Below are 21,845 nucleotides of genomic sequence, written 5' to 3' on the forward strand. Positions count from 1 at the left end.
TCTCTGTTTCACAATAATAGTCTGATACCAACGGCCGAATTAAGTGACCCTTGCCCATTCTCGATCTGTGATTGAACTTATTCGCTCTGGGTCGTTCGCAAAGAAGTTCCAAGCTTGTGCACATTTGTCGAGTATTTCGTCATAGGTGTCGAAAACTGTGATTGCGAGTTTATTAGCTCGCAGATAAGCCCAGACGTTTTCCATGGGGTTCAGTTCGGGTGAATACGGTGGCAGCTTAACGAGCGTAATTTTATCTGGCACCTGCAAACATTTTGCGCCATGCCACCCCGCCCCATCAACAATCAGCAAGGCATGTGAGCCGGGTGCGACAGCTTTTGCGATCTCATCAAGATGCAGCCCCATAGCCTCGGCGTTGACGTAGGGCAGGACGAGACCTGCGGCGGTACCACGTGCGGGACAAGCGGCACCAAAGATATAACTCCATTTGAAGCGTATATCACGGGGTGCGCGCGGGCGAGTTCCACGCTTGGCCCATTTACGGGTGAGTGTCCCCTGTTGTCCAACGCGGGCTTCATCTTGGAACCATACCTCAAGAGGCTTCCCCTTTGCATGTTCTGGCAGAGTATCGTTTACGAGGCTGGTAAAGTTTTTTTAAAAGTCTGCTGCGCTTCGCGATCAGTTTTCGGATGCTCTGGACGCACAGACAGGCGGCGAAAGCCATGCTTGGTTAGATATTTCCCAATCGTACGCACATGCAGTTTCACGTCGAACTCCTCTTCAACACGAGCCTGCAAGTCGACACAACGCCATCGTACTACGCCATCTTTTACTGGGTCGGGCCCGGCCTCCACCCAAGCCACAAATTGCGCCTGTTGCTTGGGCGACAACCGTGGTTTTGCCCCCTTGCCATTCCGATCCGATAACCCCTCAATGCCTTCTGCGTTAAAGCGATGCGCCCAATCCCGAAGTGTTTGTCGATCCATACCACTGCTGCGGGCAGCCGTTTCACGATCCACCCCATCAAGCACCAGCGCTATGGCCAGTAGTCGCCGTACAACCCGCCCATCCTTGGTTCGCTTTGCCGCACGGCGCAAATCTTTCGCAGACATATCCGTGCGCGTAATTTTTATGGCTCCACCCATGAGCACCTCCCAATCTATGGAGGTCATTGATTCAGAGTTTGCCAAAAATTAAAACCAAAAAAATGAGTCAGATATTATGGCCACTGGTATGACACCCCGCGCCGATCATCCTTGGCGCGGGCGTTCCAGTCCACCCATTCAAAGATAAAACCCAACGCCTCGGCCATGTGCCACATCGCTTTGAAGCTGGGAATAGCCTTGATCGCGCGCTCTTGGCCTTCATATTGTGGGATCGCGTTCAAGACGTTTGATGCCAATTCAGACACCAACATCATCATCGATTCAGGATGTCGCATAAATTCGCTATCGACGATGATCAATTTCGGCTTCAGCTTGCGGATCAACAAAAACAGCCGGAAACGATCCATCAGGTGATACAGAATGCCAAAACCGCAACGACATCATAGGTTTCGCCATTGGCAATGGCGGCATCCAATCCATCGTATATATCCCCGACCCGCAGCTCTACCTTGCTTTTGAGCACATCATCCGGAAAGTCGTCGAACATATGATCATCTCCTGACGCCCCTCAATGCCCACAACAGACGCAGCACCCGCACCGGCAAATGCGTAAGACCAACGACCGACATGCGACGCGAGATCCAAGACACGTGCCCCTGAAGTTTCAGATGCAAACGGCGCGAAAGGCGTCGTGCCGCTTGTTCATCCACTGTATCGGTACCGTGTGATCATGGTAATATGTCAAGTCCGCAATGAAATCGAAAAACTCATTTACTGTTCCCCCTTTTTTTGGCTGATTATTTACCCCCCGCCGAGATCGTGCGACAACCTTTCTTGATGAATGGGGGCTGCACATGGCAACGACGTTAACACCGGAAATGCTGCTGTCTGCCTATTCGAGTGGCATTTTTCCAATGGCGGAGCATCGAAGTGATGAGGGTCTGTTTTGGGTGGACCCACGTCAGCGTGGAATCCTGCCATTGGACGGGTTCCACATCTCTCGGTCCCTCGCCAAGTCTATTCGATCTGATCGGTTTACCATCACCTATGATTTTGATTTTGCAGGCGTTGTCACGGGTTGCGCGAACCGTGAGGAGACGTGGATCAATGACATGCTGATGACTCTCTACAACCAGCTTCACCGCGCACGTGCGGCGCACTCTGTTGAGGTTTGGGACAACGGGGTGCTCGTCGGTGGTGTCTTCGGCATCGCTTTGGGTGGCGCATTTTTTGGCGAAAGCATGTTCAGCCACCGCACCGACGCGTCCAAGGTCGCGCTGGCTTATTTGGTCGATCGCTTGGCCGTCGGCGGTTTTGATTTATTCGACACGCAGTTCATAACGCCGCATTTGGCCAGTCTTGGCGGAGTTGAGGTGTCGCGCGCAAGGTATCGAAAACGGTTGCGTGCCGCACTCGAACTCGATGCTGATTTTGACCGTCAAACGGGCGTTTCGGATGCCTATTCGCTGCTACAGCGCAACGTCCACACATCATAGCGTGGATGATCCAGCGCGTTCAGCGCAGGGGCCGACGCAATCATCCAGCCGCGAAAAACCGGATCAGCGGCGTTATTGTAAACGATTGTCAAAAGCGTGTAGGCATCGCCGGATTGATTTCCACTTGGATAGCGGCATTCCGTCATCGTGATCGCCAAAAGACCAACGGTCTGGGTCTGGCCATTGCCAAATTCGAGGTCGTGGGTGCGACCGGTGATCTTATCAAGGACCCGCAACGTCCCGCCCGATGCCGTCGTCGCCTCTTGCGCGAAAACGGGCATCGCGAGGCAGATCAACACGGCCGTCAGAAACGTTTTCACGCCTCGTCTCCTCCGACGAATTTCATCAGCAATTGGATCAGACTTACAGCGCCTTGGGTGTCTTGGATCAACCCGCCGTCGACAAACATTTCAAACGATCCACCCGGTACAATTTCAACGAATGTACCGCCCAAAAGCCCCTCGGACGCGACAACGGCCCCGCTGTCATCAGGGATCAAAATGCCCTGATCAATTGCAAAGATCGCATCGGCGCGGTATGTTTCGATGTTTAGATCCAGCCCACTGACCGTGCCGACCGACACTCCTGCAAGCCGGATGTCTGTGCCGACGCTGACGCCTTCAGCAGATCGGAAGTTGGCCTTCAAGTCCATACCGCTGGTAGACCCACCTAGGCCTGTCGCGCTCCCGATGAACCATAAAAATCCCAACGCCACCGCAAGAACGGCTCCTCCGACGACGACCTCTGTGGTGTTTTCGCGCATATTTATTCCGGCGTCCATGCGTCGTAATCCGCGCGTTTTGCGGGATCTGTGCGGCGCAATGACCCTGCTGGTGCATAGGCCGCGGCGGTCCCTGTCAGATTTTGAATATGTGGCTTTTCCCACGACTTGTGGGTCAGTGGTTTGTCACTAGGCGTTTCGTCCCACGTATGGTGCAGCCAGCCATGCCATTCAGGGCTGACGCGGCTGCCCTCAACTTCGCCATTGTAGATCACCCAGCGTCGCGTGCCCGCAGCGTTTGTGTAGTAAATATTGCCAAGCGCGTCCTCGCCAACTTTTTTACCATTGCGCCATGTCCACAGCTGCGTGCCGAGCGTTTGCCCGTCCCACCACGTAAAAATTCGTTTGATAAAGTTGAGAACGCCCATGGTTATGGCTCCAATTTGATTAGTCCACTGATGCCCGATATTGGCAGGCAGGTCCAGAGGTCCATTAATCCAACGACTGCCCACTGCGCATTAACCCGCCAGCGCGGTGACCTCGATTTCAATGCGGTATTTGCGGTCAATCAGCCCACATTCTATCATCGTTGCAACAGGCGGGTTCTCACCAAACGCGGCCCTAAGAATGGGCCAGCATGGTTCAAAGTCCGTAGCGTCGGGCAGCATGTAGGTGACGCGGACCGCCTTGGCAAAACTAGACCCGGCATCGGCCAGCGCATCTGAGATGATATCAAGCGCTAAGCGGCATTGTTGCGTGACGTCGTCCGGCACATCACCAGTCGCGCGATCTACCCCGACGCAGCCAGAGACGTATACAAATCCACCTGCAACGACCGCGCGACAATAGCCGACTTTGGCCTCAAACTCACCGCCCAAAGACATGCGTTTGATGGTCATTAGCCAGCCGTTGCCGGCTTGGCTTTCTTTTTGGTGTCATCGTGGATCATCAAAGGTTGCGCGTCTGGGCCGACGGCCTCTTCGTTCACCACCACTTCTGTCACCGTGTCCATTCCGGGCAATTCAAACATCGTGTCGAGCAAGATGTCTTCCATGATAGACCGTAATCCGCGTGCGCCTGTTTTGCGTTCAATTGCACGTTTAGCGATCGCCACCAGCGCATCGTCCGTGAACGTCAGCTTGGCGTCTTCCAGTTCGAACAAGCGCTGGTATTGCTTGACCAATGCGTTTTTCGGCTTGGACAGAATCGTTACAAGCGCGTCTTCATCAAGATCTTCAAGCGTCGCGATCACAGGCAAACGGCCAACAAATTCAGGGATCAGACCAAATTTCAGCAGGTCCTCTGGTTCGAGGTCACTGAAAATTTCACCCACGCCACGTTCATCAGGGCCGCGCACTTCTGCGCCAAAGCCCATGCCAGCACCTTTGCCACGCTGCGCGATAATCTTGTCGAGACCCGCAAATGCGCCGCCACAAACGAACAGAATGTTCGTGGTGTCAACTTGCAGGAATTCCTGCTGCGGATGTTTGCGCCCGCCTTGTGGCGGCACGGAAGCGATCGTGCCTTCCATGATCTTCAGCAACGCTTGCTGCACACCTTCACCCGATACGTCGCGGGTGATGGATGGGTTGTCAGACTTGCGCGTAATTTTGTCTACTTCGTCAATATAGACGATGCCGCGCTGTGCGCGTTCGACGTTGTATTCGGATGCCTGCAACAGCTTAAGGATAATGTTTTCAACGTCTTCACCGACATAACCCGCTTCGGTCAGGGTCGTGGCGTCGGCCATCGTGAATGGAACGTCCAAAATACGGGCCAGCGTTTGCGCCAATAGCGTTTTGCCGCAACCCGTCGGGCCGATCAGCATAATATTGGATTTCGCCAGTTCAATGTCTGACTTATCGGCGTGGTTCAGACGTTTGTAGTGGTTGTGCACAGCCACTGACAACACCCGTTTCGCATGTCTCTGACCGATGACGTAATCATCCAAAACCTGACAAATCTCAAGCGGGGTTGGCACCCCTTCTGAGGACTTCAGCCCTGCCGATTTGGTTTCTTCGCGGATGATATCCATGCACAATTCAACGCATTCATCACAGATGAACACAGTCGGTCCCGCAATCAATTTGCGCACCTCATGCTGGCTCTTGCCGCAGAAGCTACAATAGAGGGTGTTCTTGCTGTCGCCGCCAGACGTCGTCGCCATGTCTCATTCCCTTAGCCTTAAAGGCCTGTAATACGTGTTTCGGGCTGCTTTGGACGCATCCTATGGCAGCCCGAAATGGTCCACAACGTCTAAACGTCGTGTGTTACATCAAGTTTTGTCGTCTTCCTTCGCACGGTTTTCTACGATCTCGTCGAGATGGCCCCACTCCTTGGCCTCTAGCGGGGTCATCCAGAGATCGCGATCAAGCGCTTTTTGTACCGTCTTGAGCGACTGCCCTGAATGCTTAACGTACAGTTGATACATCCGCTCACGCGTTCTTTCAATGTGACGCGCGGAAATAAGAATGTCCTCAGCTTTGCCTTGGGATCCGCCAGATGGCTGGTGGATCATCACTTCGGCGTTGGGCAGCGCAAACCGCATGCCTTTTTCACCACCGATCGCAATCACTGACCCCATTGACGCCGCCATGCCGCAAATCAGCGTCGACACCTTTGGTTTGATGTATTGCATCGTGTCATAGATCGACAATCCGGCCGTCACCTCCCCCCCTGGGGAGTTGATGTACATGCTTATTTCTTTCTTTGGGTTCTCTGCTTCGAGGTGCAGCAGTTGTGCGACGATCAGGTGGCTCATCCCGCTATGGATGGGCCCGTTCACGAAAATAATCCGTTCTTTCAGCAGGCGGCTGAAAATATCATAGGCACGTTCGCCGCGTGCGGTCTGTTCGACCACCATCGGAACGAGATTCATGTAAGTATCAGTGGGGTGTTGCATATGCTCTGCCTTCGGATTTTGACGCGATCGCACGTCGTGTAAGGGAATTTTGTTACGCAAACCTTAGTGGCGCAGTCGAGGGGCTTCAAGAGCACCCCAATGGTATTGGAGTAGGAATTAATAAAGCACGACCGTGTCGGAATTCAACCACGCGTGATGCATTTCTTGCTTTGGTGAGCGGGCTCACAGCCCTAGGGTTCGCGCAAGGCCTCATGTGAGCGATATAGCGGCTTGGTGGGGTATTGTAGAACAGTCTTTGATCCAGTGTGCAATTCAACGTCCGCCTGCATACCAGGGCGAATTTCGATCTGTGCTTGCCGCTCGCCAAGGTTTGTGGTGTTGACCCGCAGCGTCACACGGTAGTGGGGCGGCGCGTTAGGGTCGCGACCGTCCTCGAACGTGTCAGCTGAAATCAACTGCACAACGCCGGTCAGCGATCCGTAAATCGTGTAGTCATAGGCGCTGAGCTTTATTGTCGCGGCCTGACCGGGGATGACGTTGGCGATATTGGAGGGCGAAACTTCGGCCTCAACAAACAGTTCATCATCCAGCGGTATAATCTGAAAAATCTCTTCACCGGGGCGGATCACGCCGCCGATCGTCGTGACGCCAAGGTTGTTGACGATCCCTCGCATGGGACTGGTGATCATTGTGCGGGTCAGACGGTCTTCGGCGACACACAGATCTTGACGCAGGCTGGCCAAGGCAGACAGCACGTCAGAATATTCGGACGCGCGGTCGAGTTCGGCCTGCGTAATGATCTCGTTATAATGGTTAAGCGCATCAGAATTTGATTTACGTGCACGGCTAACTTCGATCAACGCCGCAATTTCACGCTCAAACAGGTCTTCCATCACCGCCAGTTCGCGCTGTGTTTCGGTCACGATCGACTGCGCGCCGTTCGTACGGCCAACGTAATCGGACTGGCGCGCGTTCAGCAATGCGCGTTCGGATGCAACCATTTCGGGGCTGTAGGCTGCGATGGCGTCGGGCACATTGAAGCTGAACATGCCGGCGATTTCGGCCTCAAGCCGCAGGCGGCGGATTTCAGCCGCAATCACTTGTTCGCGCAAATCATCAACCGAGGTTTCAAACTGCGTGCTCCGCAGGCGTGCCAGCACATCGCCCGGCTCGACCTCATCGCCTTCGCTGACCAGCAATTCGGCCAAAATACCACCTTCGAGATTTTGGATGATCTGCGGGCGTGATGATGACACGATGCTGCCCTTGGCGCGCACGATCTCGTCAATGGCGGCGAATTTCGCCCACAACAAAAAGATAAAAACCGTAGCGCCAATCAGCCAGATCAGCAGGCTTGGCCCCTTTGTGCGGCTTTCGAATTCGTCGCTAAACGTTACCATCAGGCGATTGCCTTATTGTTGTTCTTTTGCAGATGCGCCAACACTTCATCGCGCGGGCCATCCACGGCCAAGCGGCCATTTTGCAAGATCACTGTACGGGTGGTGAGTTCAAGGATCGGCACACGGTGGGTCGCGATAATCGCCGTGCGCCCGTTAAGCCATGTTTCCAGACGGCGAATCAGCGTCGCCTCAAGCGTTTGATCCAGCGCCGCAGTCGGTTCATCGAGCAGGCAAATCTTCGGGTTTTGCAGCCACAACCGCCCCCAGCCCAGCGATTGACGCTGCCCGATGGACAGGCCTTCGCCACCATCGGAAATTTCCAGATCAAGGCCCTTGGGGTGATTGCGCACGAACTGACCCAAGCCTGCAAAATCGAGCGATTGTAGCAGGCGGTCGTCATCGCGTTCCAGCAATGTCAGGTTCAAATTTTCGCGCAGCGTGCCACTGAAAAGCCGCACTTCTTGGGACAGGTAGCCGATAGAAAGGCGCAGATCGCGCGGCATCACCTGCCCCATATCGACCCCGTCAACCAACACCCGCCCCTTGGTGGGGCGGTAAATGCCTGACAGCAATTTCAACAACGTGGACTTGCCGGACCCGTTCGATCCTAGCACCGCGATGCGCTGCCCCGGTTCGATCCTCAGCCCCGGAATATCAAGGGTCTGCCCACTGTCGGCATTGTAGCAAAACGCGATGTCGCGCAACTCAAACCCGCCCTTCATCTCTTCGCGGCGCAGGTATTGGCGGTCTTCTTCTTGTTCTTGTTCTTGTTCTACGTCAGCAATCTCGCCCAACGCCTCTAGTGCAGCCTTCACTTTAGACCAACGCGCCAGCGTCGATGCAAGCTGCGTCAATGGGCCAAGTGTGCGCGATGTCAGGATGCCCACGGCGATGATCGTGCCGATAGTGAACTGACCCGTAAAAACCATAAACGTGCCTGCAACGACAGCCGCCACATAGGTAGCCTGTTGCACGCCTTGCGCCCAGAACGTCAGGGTGCTTGCCAGTTTGCGCTGCTCGGACGTGGCAAGCGATGACACAGCGGACAGTTCCGCCCACAGGCGCTTGAACCGGTCTTCACCGCGCTGCGATTTGATCGTGTCGGCCTCGTATATAACCTCGTGCAGCAGTTTGTTAGATTTGGTCGACGCGCCTTGGGTCTGTTGGGTTAGGGCGATCATTTTTTCTGCATGAAGAACGATGGCAGAACCATCAACACTCCGCCGACAAACAATACCCACACAACATTGCCGCCAATTGATGCCACAAGTGCCAAAAACAATACAATGAACGGAAGGTCGGTCAGGGTGCCAATCGTCGATGCTGTGAAAAACTCACGCACCGATCCAAATTCGCGCACGGCAGAAAACAAGCCAGAAGGCGTCTGACCTTCTTTGCCGCGCCGCATTCCCAACAAGCGATCCATCAAAAGCGATTGAACCTGCAATTCTATTTTGCGGCCTGCTCCGTCCATCAACCGAGCGCGCGCAATGCGCAATCCGGCCTCAAGCAGCATGGCAAGACCGGCACCAATCGCCAACACCCACAACGTCGCCGTAGACTGGTGCGGGATCACGCGGTCATAAACTTGCAAGCTGAACAACGCCACGGCGACGGCCAAAAGGTTGGCCACAAACGACCCCAGCGCAATTTCCACGATGTGGCGGCGGAATTGCAGCATTTCACCCCAGAACCAGTGGGCTTTCTTGCCTTTGCGGGCGTGTTTCTTGGCTAGGTCCGCAACCGCCATGTCCGCACGCAAAACGAGGCCGCTGAAATAGGGCAGAAAGTCTGACAACGGCACTTCGGCGCGATTGTCACGACAGGTGGTATCAAAGACGATGACCGCATCGTCGATCTGATCAAGAACCAGCAACACATGTCCGCTCGTCATTTCGACAAGGGCGGGCCATAGATCCGGCGTGGGTTTGCGCACTGTGGTCACAGCGCTGATCATGCCTGCATGGTTCAGCGCCTTGGCGATGGCGCGCGGCGTGATGTCGCCGCCGTCCGTGGCTGTTATAACCTCAAGCAAATCCGAGCGCACGATGTCCACACCCAGAAAACCGGCATAGGTCGCGGCCAGATCAGCGCGCGCTTTGGCTTTGTCGCTGTAGCGATCCTCAGCGCGGGCGGCTTCAACAACGGGAATTGGCAAATCTGCGGCGGGAACAGCGGCCGCCAAAGCCTTTGGATTGCCGACGCGCGTCAGCTTACCGCCGCGGCTGGCGTTGATATCAAAAGCAAGGACTGGGCCGCTCAAATGTCTTCTCCGTCAACTAAAGTTCCGTAGATGCGGGCCAGTTTCAGTTCTTGGCGGGCAAGGTCATAGCGCAGCGCGACCGCATCGCGTTCAGCATCTAGTTTGGTGCGAAACACACCGACAACATCGGGCACAGATCGTTGCCCCGCGCGCAATTGCTGTTCGAACAATGTGTAGGTGTTGTTGGCTTGGCTGATGATCGTGGCGATGTTAGACTGCTGGCGGTGCAGTGACGTAATCAGGCCTTCAATCGCAGCGACTTCGCGTGCGCTGTCTTCGTGCTGTTCGGCAACTTGCAATTCAGCCGCGCGACCCATGGCGTCAATCGCGGCCAGATCGGCGCCGCGCCCAAAACCAAGCCCGTTGGGAATACCGACATTGATCCCCGCCGTGCCGCCCTGCCCGACTGTGCCCGATGCCGTGATGTTGGGTGAATACCCTGCCTGCAGTGCGCGGGCCTCGGCCATACCGCTTATGCCTTGGGCCTCGACCTTCATCACATCAAGTGGCTGGGCCGTGCTGGCGGGATCAGCGATCGTTTCAATCCCCGACACACCGTCCAACGACGTGGCTGACATTGCGGCAAGTTCGGCTTGCGCAGCACTCGCCGCTTCGCGATCTTCCAAAAAGTCAGATCGCATTTGTGCAAATTTCTGCTGCACCAATTGCAGATCGGCACGATCATTAATGCCAGCGTTCACACGTTCCGACATCACGTATTCAAATCGTTCCATCCGCGCCATTCCGCTTTCATTCACGGCAGCGCGAGCTTGCGCGCTTTGGGCGGTCAGGTACAGATCGAGCGCTTGATAAACGCGATCATTGGTGTCCTGCGCCAGTGCCACGGCAGCGACTTCGACGTCGGCACGGGCAAATTCCCGTTCAGCCCGTTTGGCACCGTTGTCGAAAAGGGTCTGTTCGATTACCAGATTGGCCACGACAGACCCGAGCGAGTTCAGGGAAATCTGTGGGCCAAGTGTCCGCAGCCAGTTCAATTCGCGTGCTTGCGAGCGCAACATGGCCGCGCGCAATTGCGCTTCGGCAGCGCGCGAATTTGCGGCCAAGACGGACGAAGCAACCTGTGTATAAGGACCGGTCGGCAAAACAGAACGGCGGTTCAGCAAGTCGTCAATCAGCGCGGACCGCTCACCGTTAGACAACTCACCCTCTAAGGCGACACCGCCTTGCGGCCCACCCGCAACAGACGCGTCATTTGTTCGCAATAAATCGCTCGCGCGGGACACAATGTCCTCACCCATGCAGCCGCTCAAAACAACGACAGCCAATCCTGCTGCCAGCGATGTTTTGATGTGCCTTGCCTGTCCCAATCGTCTACCTCGGTTCGCTTTTCTGGTGCGGAGTGGGGGCCGGTTGATCCGGCCCTCCACCATTTTTGATCGCATCCCGTTCGATTAAGGGGATTAAGTCGCAACCCATGACGGACAAGGCTATTAGATCGTGACGTTAACGATGTCTTCTTCGATAAAGACCTGCGCGTCATCACCCATTGTGTAAACGTTGTAGTCGTTGCCACCAATCGACGTCTGTGTACCGGTATTGGCCGCGCCAATAAGGGTAATGCTGTCATCAACACCGCCGTGAACAATAAGATTGTTGTCCGCGTCCGACAGACCCTCAAGCGTGCTGACGTCCAGCGACAATTCGCTGTCCTTGGCAAAGCTCAGATCGATCGCACCGATGTCAAAACCGCCCAGACCGCCCATGTCGACTGCGTTGGTGCCCGCTTCTTCCATGACCATGAAGGTGGCGTTTGAATTTCCTGAGGTATCCGTTTCGTTCACAACCAGATGGGACCCGTTGGGCAGCGCGGGTTCAAAGCTGTAAAACGTCTGATCTGTTGGCAATGCGAAACCGTCATCCTGATCAGCCAACTGGTTGGTTGTGCCAGCGGCCGTAATCTCGTTCACGGTGACATCATTGTCCGTCGTTTCGGTGCGCAAAGAACTGACACCCTCGGGTGTGATCGTAACGGCTGTGATTTCGGGGGCATCTGGATCAACCGTATCAACGCGGAAGGTGTCGGTGATGCTATCGGTGTTGCCATTGGCATCTGTGGCCAAAATCGTCACGTTGGCATCATAGTCGCCCCCGGGAATTTCGGACGCTGCAAAATCAATGGTCCAGTTGCCCGCCGCATCGACAGTTGCCGCGCTGCTGACCGAGCCATTGACGTGTTGGAACGTGACCATAACAGACGATCCAGCCTCAACCGTGCCGCCAAGCGTCACGCCATCTGAGGCTTCAGAATAGTTGACGACGTTGTCGCCTTCAACCGGATCAGTGGTTGTCAGTTCATTCACCAACGTGTCCACTTCAATTGTGCGAGTTATCGGCTGGGACACATTGCCATGCTGATCTGTTGCCGTTGCAGTTACGGTCGTTGTGTATTCATCGTGCTGAATGGACGATGCAGGGAAATTTGCGCTCCATTGACCGTTTCCACCTGCACTGACCGTCATTTTCTGACCGCCAAATTCGACCAGAACGGACGATAAAGGTTCGACCTGACTAGAGAATACGACACCGTCTTCAGCTTCAGCGGCGTTGATGATGTCGTCGCCCTCAACCTTTTCGGACGAAAAGTTGAATGGCTCGACAATGGTGTCGATCTACACACTGTCGCGGACTTCTTTGTAGTTGCCAAGCGCGTCCGTGATGGAGGCCATGATTTGCGCTGAATCAGTATCGGCGGGGAGCATACTCACAGAAAAGTTTGCCGACCATGTGCCGTCAGGCTGCGCCAGAACTTCCATTGACGAAGCCCCTAAACCAACCGTTACAATCAGACCTGGGGTGGCTGTGCCGTTGATGACAACACCGTCGCTGGCCTCATCAAAACTCACAACGTCGTCCAACTCGATGGGTTGTGTCGACAGCGCCAGATCACCGGCCACAGTGTCGACCTGAACTGCCTCGCTCAGCGACGATGTGTTGCCCGCCGCGTCTGTTGCAGTCACCGTCACAGTCGCTGGATATTCACCACCCAGCAAAGTGCCCCCGGGATACGTCACCGTCCAAGCGCCCGTAGAAGAATCCACTGCGGCCTGCATGACAACGCCGTGTAGGTTAACGCTGACGGTTGAACCGACCTCAACCGTTCCGGCCATCGTGATGGACTGGCTGGACTCGTCGAAATTGACGATGCCGTCAGACCCACCGGCTGTGTTCGTCGTCATCTCAAGTTCGTTAACGAATGTGTCGATGACAACTGATCCATCGGCTGTTGACATATTACCTGCCAAATCGGTGGCAACCACAGTTACCGACAACGTGTCTTCGCCTGTCGGGACTTCGCTGGACAGGTACGTTGTGGACCATATGCCGTTTTCGCCCGCGATCACCGTGTGGGACATCGACCCAAGGGTGACAACAACAGACGCCCCCGCCTCGGCGGTACCATTCAGTGCAACACCGCCCGGATGTTCACTATTGTTGACGACGTTATCGCCACCACCAACGCCAGAAGTATCGACAGTTACGCCAGGGGAATCGCATGAGATTTAGGTATTAATTATTTCGGCGAGGAAATCATCATCCCATGATGCAATGTGGCGCTTTGATCGCAGGCTATGCTTCCCCTTTACGGAGCGCAGCATGTTGCTTGCAACGTGTTTTATGGTCGTAAAATTGGCTGGAGCATTGCCTTTTCGGATACGGCATTCATCGTCGCGAAACACCATGTCCATGACCCAATGCAGCCCGTTTTCTATTCCCCAGTGGTCACGGATGGCTTTGGCGTGATGTTCAGCATCTGATGTCATTGATGAAATGTAATAGCGGGTTTCGGCGCGCGTTTTATCCTGCAGGATGGCGTGGTACTGGACCATAACGATGCTTTTCAAACCGGGCCAATTGTGGTCCGCTTTAAGCCAGTCAATATCCGTGCACACTGTGACCCTCCTTGTTTCGATACGGCCATGAGACTTCTCTACCGTTTCGTGGTAAGTGACTGTTGTGTCGTCATAATCTACGGCCGCCTGTTCCGTCATGAATAATTCTGTGTCCTTGCGTAGGCTGCCCTGATTACCCTTCAAAGCGAGGATGTAGTCTGCTTCTTTGGAGATGATCTTCGCGGCGATTTCGCGTTGGCATCTCATAGCGTCGATGGTGACAATAGCCCCCTTCAGGGTGAGCAGCTCCAACAGTTCTGGTATGGCCGTTATCTCGTTGGACTTGCCGTCCACCTGCCGTTGCGCCAGCGTCAGATTCCATTCCGAACTCCAGGCCGAGATCATGTGAATTGCGGCCTTGCCGCCAGCTTTATCCAGGCTGCGGCGAGAGGTTTTCCCATCAATCGCGACCACTCCAGTCACCGTCTTGTTAAGGGAGGCCACCCAGTCGATAAAACAGGCCTGAAACGCCTCGGCATCCAAGGCCGCAAAGATGTTTCCAAGTTGGTCATGGGACGGTGTCCCGTCTGCAAAAGGTAGAAAACGCTTCAAAAAGCCCAGTTTCTTGGTCCCATATATCGAGATGGCCGTCCAGTCATTGGCACCTGACAAAACAGCGCATAGGGTTAAGAGGAGTATTTCCGGCAAAGGGTAAGTCACTTTAACCTCTTGACGTGAAACGCTTATCTCTGAAAAATGCGTAAGAAATTCAATGGGATGGACCTCAGGTGAACTTGGGTTTGGCATGGCATATGACCTCGTTAAACCAGTGAAGATCACCCATCGAATCAGCCTCTACAACATTTGTCATCGTTATTGTTCATGCGATTGCCCTACAGTTACGCTCGTTACTGTATCAACGATAATCGTGCTGCTTGCGCTGGACGTGTTACCTGCAGAATCAGTGGCTGTGACCACAACGTCGTGGGTGTGGTAATCGCCAGCCGTAATCACGTCTGGCGATGCGTCCAATATCCACGTAGTGTCCGTCACAACAGCCGCATAGTCCGTGCCGTCAATGGTGACGACGATTGTATCACCGCCCGAGACGCCGCCCGTCAGGGTCACGCCACCGTCATATTCCTGTGCATTGATGACACTGTCAGCACCGCCTGTCGCCGCAATATCCACACCAATGACCGTATCAACAACAAGCGTTTCGGTCACAGTCATGGTGCCGCCGTCGTTGGTTATCGTCACCTCGACGGGGGGTGTGTATTAACCTGTGTCGACATCGACAGGGTCAAAAATAACTTCCCAGGTACCGTCATCGTCCACTGTTGTCGTTTCTGTCGTTGCGCCTATGACGACATCAACGGTTGCACCCGGTGTGCCCGTGCCGCCAATTTCGACACCATCAGCGTGATCTTCTTCATTCACCACATGTTGATTCCCATCACTGGTGCCCGTCGTGACATTGACTTGCGGGACAACCGGGTCACTCCCAGCGGCACCACCACCTGGAAGACCGATAATTGCAGCAGCACCCGCCGCAGCCGCCGCGCCGCCCCAGCCAAACATTGGGGCCAATCCGCCAAGTGCAGCCCCCAACATCCCGACTTCGTCATCCGATTGAACGAAGGCGTCCGCCAACATGACTTCCGCATCGCGCGCAAAGTACAAATCATCGCTGGCCGAAAATTTACCCATGCCTTCGCCGTCAACGTAATTGGCGAAGTAGTCCGCACCTGCGCCCTGCGTCAGTTGCACTTCGGTCAAGCTACCGCCAGCGGACAGGAACAATTTGTTCTCCGACACGCCATCCAATGTGAAGAACCCTTCCAAGAGAATGACACGCCCGTCGATCAATGTGACCTCAAGGGCTTAGCCCTGCCGTGTGTATGAAATAATTTGTCCGCGCGTCAGGTTGAGCGAAACATCCTCCCCCGCCCCAACAATAAGCGATGGCGAAGCGCCCTCACAGGCGACAGATCCTCTGGAAATATTGCCCGCAACATCACGGACGACGAAATTAATCGCTGACATGGTACACACTCGCCTCAACACTATGGCACTTTAATGTGCCGTTTTCTTCATTGCAGACACCATATGTTGGGTAATTGTAACTCCCAAGGACCCCATCGGATATCGGGTTTTGTGTTGCCCTTGCGACGTTAGAGCCGAGCGATGATCTGTTGTGGTGATAGGGTGAGTGTTTCGAGGATATTGCCCCCGTGTTTTCTGACCGTCGAGATGACGGATTTGATGTCAGCGAAGACCTGCGCGCCCTCGAGGGTGCGGAAAGTTCCCGAGATTTTCATGCGCAACTTCATCATGCGCAGGTCCCGTTCGGCCTGATTGTTGGTGAAGGGAACTGTGAAGTCCGTAAGGAACCTTAGGACGTCATCACGGTAGTCGCGCAAGCGGACCAGAAGGTTATGGCCTGGCCGCCTGGCTTTTCGGCCTCGCGCACCAGTGCGTCTAGCCAGTGGGTCTTGTCGCTCATGGAAGGCGAGGCCCTCGGTGAGGATCGCCATGTATTTGGTGAGGATGCCGTGGTGAACCGACGTGGGGAGTTCGGTCTCGCCTCGCCCCTGAGCCGCGCACTTGAGCTGATTGGCGCTGTTGAGCAGCACGCTCATCGCGCACGCCCACGGCTCCTTTTCGATTTCTTCGATGGCCTTGAGTTCCCGTAAATGATGCGCCCCGCACAGGGCGTGCGCGTCCACCCCACTCATATGGGCGTAATAGGACTTCCAGTGGTCATGAACAATTGTCCCGCCGGTCAGGAAGGATGGAACAGCACCGCGCTTGGCGCTGATGCGATAATGCGTGAAGGCGAGATCGCTGATTGAGTGCAGCCAGTGCAGCTTACCATCAACACGAAGTCCGGTCTCATCCAGATGCCGAACGCCGCCTTCATTGAGCCGGGCCAGAATGTGTTCGACGACGCCACCCAAGGTACGCGCTGTGCCGTTCACCCAGTTGGTCACGCTGGCCGCGCATAGGCTGGTGGCACCAAACAAATCACGCAGGAGTTGGCAGACCCGATCCTCGGGGATCAGCTGCTGAACATTGCAGTAGACCGCCGCCGCCCGAATGCGCTTACCGTATTGCACGTGTGTATTCACGCCATCGGGAAAGGTGGCTGTCGTCGTGGCTCGGCAATGGCCACAACAATAAATCGCTGCCTGATGCTCTGTGACCTCCAGACGCGGCACCGGTATGTCATAAACCTGACGCCTCTCCACCGCCTTGATCATCCCAGCCGTCAAGCCATGCTGACAGGTGCCACAGGCCTCAGCCTCATGTCGCTCCACAAAGTCAGGCGTTGCTGTCTGACGTAGGGTGTCGCCTCGGTGGCCAACTTAACCACCACTTTTCTTACCGGACTTACCACGCAGGCTACGCGGTACCGGCTTCTTCAACCCATCACTCGAAGGCGGCTTGCTGCTATTACTGCTGTTCTTGGCCAACTGACGCCGCAGATCCGCATTCTCTTGCGCCATGCTCGCCAACGCGGCTTCCAACTCGGCGATCCTGCGCAGAGCCGTGGCGAGGAGTTGTTCAAGAGCAGTAACTTGGTCCATTCCACCAATGATTCAGAGAAATCGTCACAGCGCCACGAAATTCAGACCACAACAGAAAATTCATGCGCCTAATGGCCAAGGAGACTCACATCAAAACTGACAAAAACCCGTTATCGGCTGGGGTGCTTGGGAGTTACGGGTAATTTACAATTCCTAGGGGAATTTCCTATCTTTCAAGCCACAACACAACCATGACACAATCATGACACAATAATATTATTTCCCGTTTATTCACAAAGGCTTACGGCGGTCTAGCGTGTTATTTAGTGCCGCACCAACCAAAATGAGATACGCGCTCAGGTAGAACCAAAACAGAAGAGCAATGACCGCTCCAAGTGATCCGTATACCTCATTGTAAGTTGAAAAGTTCGCCACATAGGTCGAAAATGCTGCCGACATTGCGAGCCAAAACGCGACCACAACAAACGCGCCCGGCGTCACCCAGCCCATCCGTGCAAAGCGTCGGTTGGGTCCATAACGGTACAAAAGCCCCAGCCCTACGAACAGAACCGCGATCACAAGGCTCCAACGGAACAATTCGAGCAAAACAGTTTGGTCTGTATTAAACGGGATCACCGCCAAAAAGATCGGCGCGACGACGACCATCAACAGCGCCACAATCGCAATACCAACCAGACAGATCGTCAACAGCAATGCCACCAGGACATGTCGGATGCTACCACGATTGGGCCGATCAAAAATCGCGTTCAATCCACGAATCAAAGCCGCAACGCCAGTGCGCGCCGACCAAAGCGCCAGCCCGATTGACAATAATGTCGTCACGCCCAACGTCGCGCTTCTGGCACTTAGCAATCCGTCGATCTGGGTCTGGAACAACTTAAAGACCCCTTCCGGCATCAAGCCAGCCATCAAATCAAGTTGCGATTCAACAACAATCGGATCAGCGAAAATACCAAACAAGGATATCGTCGCCGCTATGCCCGGGAAAATCGCAAACAATCCGTAAAACGCAACCCCTGCAGAAATCAGGCCTGCGTTCTTTTCCCTCAGATCATCAAGAACTTGGCGCGTGATCTCAAAGGCTGGCCGCCAGTTCATAAGGCGTTTCTAGTTTGCATAAACACTCACTTCCGGCAGCCCAATCAGCGGCGCTTCGATCAGGCGCATCGCCGCAAGCGAAATCTGGCTGCCTGACCCGAGCGCACCACCGGACGGGCGCAGTTCGAGGTTCACGGACATGCCATTGTATTCGACGCGCCCGTTCATGACGGCTGTCACCAATGGCGTCTTAAGCCAGATACCCGGATCGGTCGGGCTGCCAAGATTGGCAATGGTGGACCCAAGGCGGCGCTCCCCGCCTGCGGGCGGCGCAATTGCCGCCGCACGATCCTGCGCTGTGGTGGTATCGAACTGTTCAACCGTGCGGGCATTGGGCGGTGGAGATGGCGGCAAATCAGGACGCGTTTGGCTGTTGTTCAGGGATGGGTGGATCGGTGGCGAAAACGCAGCCCCGCGCGACGGCGAAAGATCGGGACTGACGCTTGCGCCCGTGGCAACACCCGCGGTTTCCGCGGTCTGCAGCCCCCCAAGAAAAGCCCCTTCCGCGCAGGCAGATAGCCCAATCATGGCAGCAATCGTGACAATGTATTTCATGCGCCAAAGCTAAGGTTGCCCCCCGTCGCTGTCGAGGGGGAATTAGTCGCGTAATTCCCTTGCGTGAGGGTTTGCGGGTCCCTACGTTCAAGGTATGAAGCAACCTCTTATCGATCCATTCCAGCGTGCCATCACCTACCTGCGGGTTTCGGTGACAGATCGCTGCGATTTCCGCTGCGTCTACTGCATGTCTGAAAACATGACCTTTCTGCCGAAAAAGGATCTCCTGACGCTGGAAGAACTGGATCGAATGTGCACAAGCTTCATCGGATTAGGCGTTGAAAAGCTTCGCATAACTGGCGGTGAACCTTTGGTCCGTCGCGGCATAATGACGTTCTTTAACGCCATGTCGCGCCACCTTGAATCCGGTGCGTTGAAGGAATTGACGTTAACGACCAATGGCTCGCAGCTCGAAAAATATGCAGATGATTTATATGCCGCTGGTGTGCGCCGGATCAATGTATCGCTTGATACGTTGGACGATGACAAGTTCGCCGAGATCACCCGCTGGGGCCGCCTTCCCCAAGTCATGCGCGGCATTGACGCCGCACAACGCGCTGGCATGCGCGTCAAGATCAACGCAGTGGCTTTGGCAGGTTTCAACGAGGTGGAACTATTTACCATGCAAGCGTGGTGCGCGGACCGTGATGTCGACCTGACATTCATCGAAGTCATGCCCATGGGCGACATCGGCAATGAAGATCGCATTATGCAATACTGGTCGCTCAAAGATCTACGCGCCCGACTGGAAGACCGCTTTACGGTCACTGATTTGGCCGAACGAACAGGCGGCCCTGCCCGCTACATTCGTCTCGAAGAAACTGGCCAGAAAATTGGCCTGATCACCCCGATGAGCCATAATTTTTGCGAGAGCTGTAACCGCGTGCGCATCACCTGTACGGGTGAAATCTACACCTGTCTGGGCCAAGAAGGGCACTCTGATCTGCGCGCACCCTTGCGAGCCAGCGACGATGACGCGCAGCTAGAAACGGCTATTCGCGCGGCAATTGGTTTGAAACCCAAGGGTCATGATTTCGACTATTCGCGCCAAACTGTCGATGGTCAGGTTTCAAGACACATGAGCCATACAGGCGGCTAGGGCTTCCGAGCGATAAAATCGATCAGCGCGGCTTTGCCAACATGCGCACTGCCAGACGTTTGATCGCACTCGTAGGATGCGCTTCGCTCAACGATCCAGCCGGCAAAGACCTCATGCAATTCTGCTTGTGTATACATATTCTCTGCCGTGGGCGGGCCACCGGTGCCGCGCCCGATCTGTTCGGGGCGATATCCATGCAGCACAATCCTCCCCCCTGTGCGCAGGGCCCGCGTCATGTCCGCAAATTGCTTGGCGCGTTGTTGTTGCCCGACAAACTGGATGAATATTCCGACAACCATGTCAAACTGCAGCGTCCAATCCCACTGGTTCCATTCTGAAACATGGGTTTGCACCTCAACGCCCGACTCTCTGGCCAATGCGGTGGCACGTCCGACGGCTGTGACAGACATATCAAACGCGGTTACGTTCATGCCATGGCGCGCCAAATGCACCGCATTGCGCCCCTCCCCGTCCGCCGCGCACAACACCGATTGGGACGGCAGCGCCAGCCACGAATTTGCTGCCAAGACGCCGGACGGCTCTCTCCCGAATAGGTAGCCGTCCTCAGCTGCAAAACGATCTTCCCACATTATGCCGCAGGCATCCGCTGCTCAACAATCTCAGCCCACCAGCTGCATCCTGCAGGGATCGCCTCGTCGTTGAAATTGTATTCGGGGTGGTGGACCATGGCCGTGTCGCCGTTACCCACCAAAATATACGCACCGGGACGTTCATCGAGCATGAATGCGAAATCCTCACCTCCCATAATAAGGGGTGCGTCATCGCAACCACCTGAGATGGACGTCGCAACCTTAGCGGCAAATTCGGTCTGCGCGTCAGAATTCACCATCACCGGATAGCCGCGCATGTAGTTAATTGCCGCCGTACCGCCGAATGTCGCGGCGGTGCCGTTGCAAATCTCTGCGATGCGCTTTTCCGCCAAGTTTCGCATTTCCTCGGACATTGTGCGCACCGTACCGCGAATGTTGATACGCTGCGGGATGACATTGAACGCCTTTGATGACGACTCAATCGACGTCACCGACACCACAAGCTGATCAACAGGGTCCGCATTACGGCTAGCGATGGTTTGTAAGGTCAATACCGCTTGCGACGCCATCACCATCGTATCGACCGTTTCATTGGGCTTGGCCGCGTGGCCTCCAACGCCCTCGAACGTGATCTCGAACGTGTCAGTTGCGGCGAAAAACGCACCAGGGCGGATTGAGAATGACCCGACTGGTTTGCCCGGCCAATTGTGCATGCCGTAAACTTCCTGGATGTTCCAGCGCTCCATCATGCCGTCATCGCACATTTCTTTGCCGCCGCCGCCGCCTTCTTCGGCAGGCTGGAAAATAACCACGACCGTGCCGTCAAAATTGCGCGTCTCAGACAGGTATTTCGCAGCCCCGAGTAGCATGGCGGTGTGCCCGTCATGCCCACAGGCGTGCATCGCACCGTCTGTTTTTGATGCGTATTCCAATCCGGTTTGTTCATGGATCGGCAGCGCGTCCATGTCGGCGCGCAAACCGATCACCTTGCCAGACGTATCGGATTTGCCCTTGATAACAGCCACAACACCAGTGCGTCCGATACCCGTGACAACCTCGTCACAGCCAAACTCACCCAGCTTTTCAGCAACGATCGCGCTGGTACGGTAGGTGTCGAACAAGATTTCGGGATTTTCATGCAGATCGCGGCGCCATGCAGTGATTTCGGGCAGCAGTTCGGCAAATCGGTTCTTAACAGGCATTGGTTCTCTCCAGATAACTTGACTCTAGGGTGCGCCTCGACGCTGGCGTCGGCAAGCCCCTTTCCACATCTTTGCTTGCAAAATATCCTAGGGGCGCGGGGGCTGGCCCCCGCCGTGGCGACACGCGTAGC

Annotated in this window: 23 protein-coding genes and 2 pseudogenes; 2 read left to right on the forward strand and 23 right to left on the reverse strand. The window is 55.2% G+C overall.

Going from position 1 to position 21,845, the window contains the following annotated elements; all coding sequences use genetic code 11:
* Nucleotides 1-39 precede the first annotated feature (39 nt).
* From OA238_RS30280 to OA238_RS32850, 3 genes are all read right to left on the reverse strand, one after another.
* Nucleotides 40-1,103 (reverse strand): IS630 family transposase gene (locus tag OA238_RS30280; RefSeq protein ID WP_085982726.1). Its coding sequence is split into 2 segments (ribosomal slippage): nucleotides 40-599 and nucleotides 599-1,103, totalling 1,065 coding nucleotides; the frame shifts between segments, so codons are not numbered across the junction.
* Between the two features lie 74 nt (nucleotides 1,104-1,177).
* Entirely contained in the window at nucleotides 1,178-1,471 is a 294-nt protein-coding gene (locus OA238_RS13815; RefSeq protein ID WP_015495632.1) for a hypothetical protein, read from the reverse strand.
* The gene (locus OA238_RS32850) at nucleotides 1,471-1,611 is read right to left on the reverse strand and encodes a hypothetical protein (protein WP_187293049.1); all 141 of its coding nucleotides are present in this window, start codon (nucleotides 1,609-1,611) and stop codon (nucleotides 1,471-1,473) included. Before OA238_RS32850 ends, OA238_RS13815 begins: the two co-directional genes overlap by 1 nt.
* Before the next feature lie 307 nt (nucleotides 1,612-1,918).
* Here OA238_RS32850 and aat point away from each other — a divergent pair, with 307 nt between their 5' ends.
* Complete coding sequence (gene aat, locus OA238_RS13820) at nucleotides 1,919-2,560, forward strand: leucyl/phenylalanyl-tRNA--protein transferase (protein ID WP_015495633.1); 642 nt, start codon at nucleotides 1,919-1,921, stop codon at nucleotides 2,558-2,560.
* On the opposite strand, the gene OA238_RS13825 is transcribed toward aat, so the two are convergent.
* The 18 genes and pseudogenes from OA238_RS13825 to OA238_RS13910 form a co-directional block, all read right to left on the reverse strand.
* Nucleotides 2,524-2,880, reverse strand: coding sequence for a DUF2155 domain-containing protein (locus OA238_RS13825; protein ID WP_015495634.1), 357 nt, complete (start codon nucleotides 2,878-2,880; stop codon nucleotides 2,524-2,526). The two genes, aat and OA238_RS13825, sit on opposite strands and share 37 nt — an antisense overlap.
* Nucleotides 2,877-3,323, reverse strand: coding sequence for an MlaD family protein (locus OA238_RS13830; protein ID WP_044036855.1), 447 nt, complete (start codon nucleotides 3,321-3,323; stop codon nucleotides 2,877-2,879). Before OA238_RS13830 ends, OA238_RS13825 begins: the two co-directional genes overlap by 4 nt.
* A gap of 2 nt (nucleotides 3,324-3,325) precedes the next feature.
* Entirely contained in the window at nucleotides 3,326-3,709 is a 384-nt protein-coding gene (locus OA238_RS13835; RefSeq protein ID WP_015495636.1) for an NADH:ubiquinone oxidoreductase subunit NDUFA12, read from the reverse strand.
* A 90-nt stretch (nucleotides 3,710-3,799) separates the two neighbouring features.
* Nucleotides 3,800-4,180, reverse strand: coding sequence for a RidA family protein (locus tag OA238_RS13840; RefSeq protein ID WP_015495637.1), 381 nt, complete (start codon nucleotides 4,178-4,180; stop codon nucleotides 3,800-3,802).
* A complete protein-coding gene (gene clpX, locus OA238_RS13845; RefSeq protein WP_015495638.1) occupies nucleotides 4,180-5,448 on the reverse strand; it encodes an ATP-dependent Clp protease ATP-binding subunit ClpX in 1,269 nt (422 codons plus the stop codon). Before clpX ends, OA238_RS13840 begins: the two co-directional genes overlap by 1 nt.
* Nucleotides 5,449-5,556: 108 nt before the next feature.
* A complete protein-coding gene (locus tag OA238_RS13850) occupies nucleotides 5,557-6,183 on the reverse strand; it encodes an ATP-dependent Clp protease proteolytic subunit (RefSeq protein ID WP_015495639.1) in 627 nt (208 codons plus the stop codon).
* A gap of 191 nt (nucleotides 6,184-6,374) precedes the next feature.
* Nucleotides 6,375-7,544: a beta-barrel domain-containing protein gene (locus OA238_RS13855; protein WP_015495640.1), complete on the reverse strand. Its 1,170-nt coding sequence runs from the start codon at nucleotides 7,542-7,544 to the stop codon at nucleotides 6,375-6,377.
* A pseudogene (locus OA238_RS13860) lies at nucleotides 7,544-9,696 on the reverse strand (ATP-binding cassette domain-containing protein). The gene OA238_RS13855 and the pseudogene OA238_RS13860 overlap by 1 nt, the downstream one beginning before the upstream one ends.
* A gap of 107 nt (nucleotides 9,697-9,803) precedes the next feature.
* Nucleotides 9,804-11,135, reverse strand: a complete 1,332-nt coding sequence (locus OA238_RS13865) for a TolC family protein (protein WP_051076485.1) — start codon at nucleotides 11,133-11,135, stop codon at nucleotides 9,804-9,806.
* A 123-nt stretch (nucleotides 11,136-11,258) separates the two neighbouring features.
* Nucleotides 11,259-12,437, reverse strand: a complete 1,179-nt coding sequence (locus OA238_RS13870; protein WP_338042841.1) for an Ig-like domain-containing protein — start codon at nucleotides 12,435-12,437, stop codon at nucleotides 11,259-11,261.
* On the reverse strand, nucleotides 12,438-13,328 hold the full coding sequence (locus OA238_RS13875; RefSeq protein ID WP_245581541.1) for an Ig-like domain-containing protein: 891 nt from the start codon (nucleotides 13,326-13,328) through the stop codon (nucleotides 12,438-12,440). It lies immediately after the preceding gene.
* Nucleotides 13,329-14,498 carry an ISAs1-like element ISOan1 family transposase gene (locus OA238_RS13880; RefSeq protein ID WP_083906737.1) on the reverse strand — a complete coding sequence of 390 codons (1,170 nt, stop codon included), beginning with the start codon at nucleotides 14,496-14,498 and terminating at the stop codon, nucleotides 13,329-13,331.
* Between the two features lie 33 nt (nucleotides 14,499-14,531).
* The gene (locus OA238_RS13885; RefSeq protein ID WP_015495643.1) at nucleotides 14,532-14,891 is read right to left on the reverse strand and encodes a hypothetical protein; all 360 of its coding nucleotides are present in this window, start codon (nucleotides 14,889-14,891) and stop codon (nucleotides 14,532-14,534) included.
* Between the two features lie 45 nt (nucleotides 14,892-14,936).
* The gene (locus OA238_RS13890) at nucleotides 14,937-15,527 is read right to left on the reverse strand and encodes a hypothetical protein (RefSeq protein WP_044036861.1); all 591 of its coding nucleotides are present in this window, start codon (nucleotides 15,525-15,527) and stop codon (nucleotides 14,937-14,939) included.
* A gap of 305 nt (nucleotides 15,528-15,832) precedes the next feature.
* Nucleotides 15,833-17,011: pseudogene (gene tnpC / locus OA238_RS13895) on the reverse strand (IS66 family transposase); the annotation flags it as partial.
* A gap of 15 nt (nucleotides 17,012-17,026) precedes the next feature.
* Nucleotides 17,027-17,248, reverse strand: a complete 222-nt coding sequence (locus tag OA238_RS33855) for a DUF6444 domain-containing protein (RefSeq protein ID WP_015495645.1) — start codon at nucleotides 17,246-17,248, stop codon at nucleotides 17,027-17,029.
* Nucleotides 17,249-17,479: 231 nt separating this feature from the next.
* Complete coding sequence (locus OA238_RS13905) at nucleotides 17,480-18,307, reverse strand: YihY/virulence factor BrkB family protein (RefSeq protein ID WP_015495646.1); 828 nt, start codon at nucleotides 18,305-18,307, stop codon at nucleotides 17,480-17,482.
* A 9-nt stretch (nucleotides 18,308-18,316) separates the two neighbouring features.
* Nucleotides 18,317-18,862, reverse strand: coding sequence for a hypothetical protein (locus OA238_RS13910; protein ID WP_015495647.1), 546 nt, complete (start codon nucleotides 18,860-18,862; stop codon nucleotides 18,317-18,319).
* Between the two features lie 94 nt (nucleotides 18,863-18,956).
* On the opposite strand from OA238_RS13910, the gene moaA reads away from it, so the two are divergent.
* Nucleotides 18,957-19,961, forward strand: a complete 1,005-nt coding sequence (gene moaA / locus OA238_RS13915; protein ID WP_015495648.1) for a GTP 3',8-cyclase MoaA — start codon at nucleotides 18,957-18,959, stop codon at nucleotides 19,959-19,961.
* Here the strand turns inward: moaA and OA238_RS13920 are convergent.
* Together OA238_RS13920 and OA238_RS13925 are read right to left on the reverse strand one after the other, a co-directional pair.
* Complete coding sequence (locus tag OA238_RS13920) at nucleotides 19,958-20,551, reverse strand: SAM-dependent methyltransferase (protein ID WP_015495649.1); 594 nt, start codon at nucleotides 20,549-20,551, stop codon at nucleotides 19,958-19,960. The genes moaA and OA238_RS13920 overlap by 4 nt on opposite strands.
* The gene (locus OA238_RS13925; RefSeq protein ID WP_015495650.1) at nucleotides 20,551-21,714 is read right to left on the reverse strand and encodes a M20 aminoacylase family protein; all 1,164 of its coding nucleotides are present in this window, start codon (nucleotides 21,712-21,714) and stop codon (nucleotides 20,551-20,553) included. The genes OA238_RS13920 and OA238_RS13925 overlap by 1 nt, the downstream gene beginning before the upstream one ends.
* Nucleotides 21,715-21,845: the final 131 nt, after the last annotated feature.

The organism is Octadecabacter arcticus 238 (assembly GCF_000155735.2).
In the GTDB taxonomy this organism is placed as follows: Bacteria; Pseudomonadota; Alphaproteobacteria; order Rhodobacterales; family Rhodobacteraceae; genus Octadecabacter; species Octadecabacter arcticus.

Coding starts and splice junctions, on each gene's coding strand:
- OA238_RS13925 (WP_015495650.1), bottom strand. CDS start 21,714: ATGCCTGTTAAGAACCGATTTGCCGAACTGCTGCCCGAAATCACTGCA.
- OA238_RS33855 (WP_015495645.1), bottom strand. CDS start 17,248: ATGGACCAAGTTACTGCTCTTGAACAACTCCTCGCCACGGCTCTGCGC.
- OA238_RS13885 (WP_015495643.1), bottom strand. CDS start 14,891: ATGACTGTGACCGAAACGCTTGTTGTTGATACGGTCATTGGTGTGGAT.
- OA238_RS13830 (WP_044036855.1), bottom strand. CDS start 3,323: ATGCGCGAAAACACCACAGAGGTCGTCGTCGGAGGAGCCGTTCTTGCG.
- moaA (WP_015495648.1), top strand. CDS start 18,957: ATGAAGCAACCTCTTATCGATCCATTCCAGCGTGCCATCACCTACCTG.
- aat (WP_015495633.1), top strand. CDS start 1,919: ATGGCAACGACGTTAACACCGGAAATGCTGCTGTCTGCCTATTCGAGT.
- OA238_RS13855 (WP_015495640.1), bottom strand. CDS start 7,544: ATGGTAACGTTTAGCGACGAATTCGAAAGCCGCACAAAGGGGCCAAGC.
- OA238_RS13835 (WP_015495636.1), bottom strand. CDS start 3,709: ATGGGCGTTCTCAACTTTATCAAACGAATTTTTACGTGGTGGGACGGG.
- OA238_RS13920 (WP_015495649.1), bottom strand. CDS start 20,551: ATGTGGGAAGATCGTTTTGCAGCTGAGGACGGCTACCTATTCGGGAGA.
- OA238_RS13815 (WP_015495632.1), bottom strand. CDS start 1,471: ATGGATCGTTTCCGGCTGTTTTTGTTGATCCGCAAGCTGAAGCCGAAA.
- OA238_RS32850 (WP_187293049.1), bottom strand. CDS start 1,611: ATGTTCGACGACTTTCCGGATGATGTGCTCAAAAGCAAGGTAGAGCTG.
- OA238_RS13850 (WP_015495639.1), bottom strand. CDS start 6,183: ATGCAACACCCCACTGATACTTACATGAATCTCGTTCCGATGGTGGTC.
- OA238_RS13905 (WP_015495646.1), bottom strand. CDS start 18,307: ATGAACTGGCGGCCAGCCTTTGAGATCACGCGCCAAGTTCTTGATGAT.
- clpX (WP_015495638.1), bottom strand. CDS start 5,448: ATGGCGACGACGTCTGGCGGCGACAGCAAGAACACCCTCTATTGTAGC.
- OA238_RS13910 (WP_015495647.1), bottom strand. CDS start 18,862: ATGAAATACATTGTCACGATTGCTGCCATGATTGGGCTATCTGCCTGC.
- OA238_RS13840 (WP_015495637.1), bottom strand. CDS start 4,180: ATGACCATCAAACGCATGTCTTTGGGCGGTGAGTTTGAGGCCAAAGTC.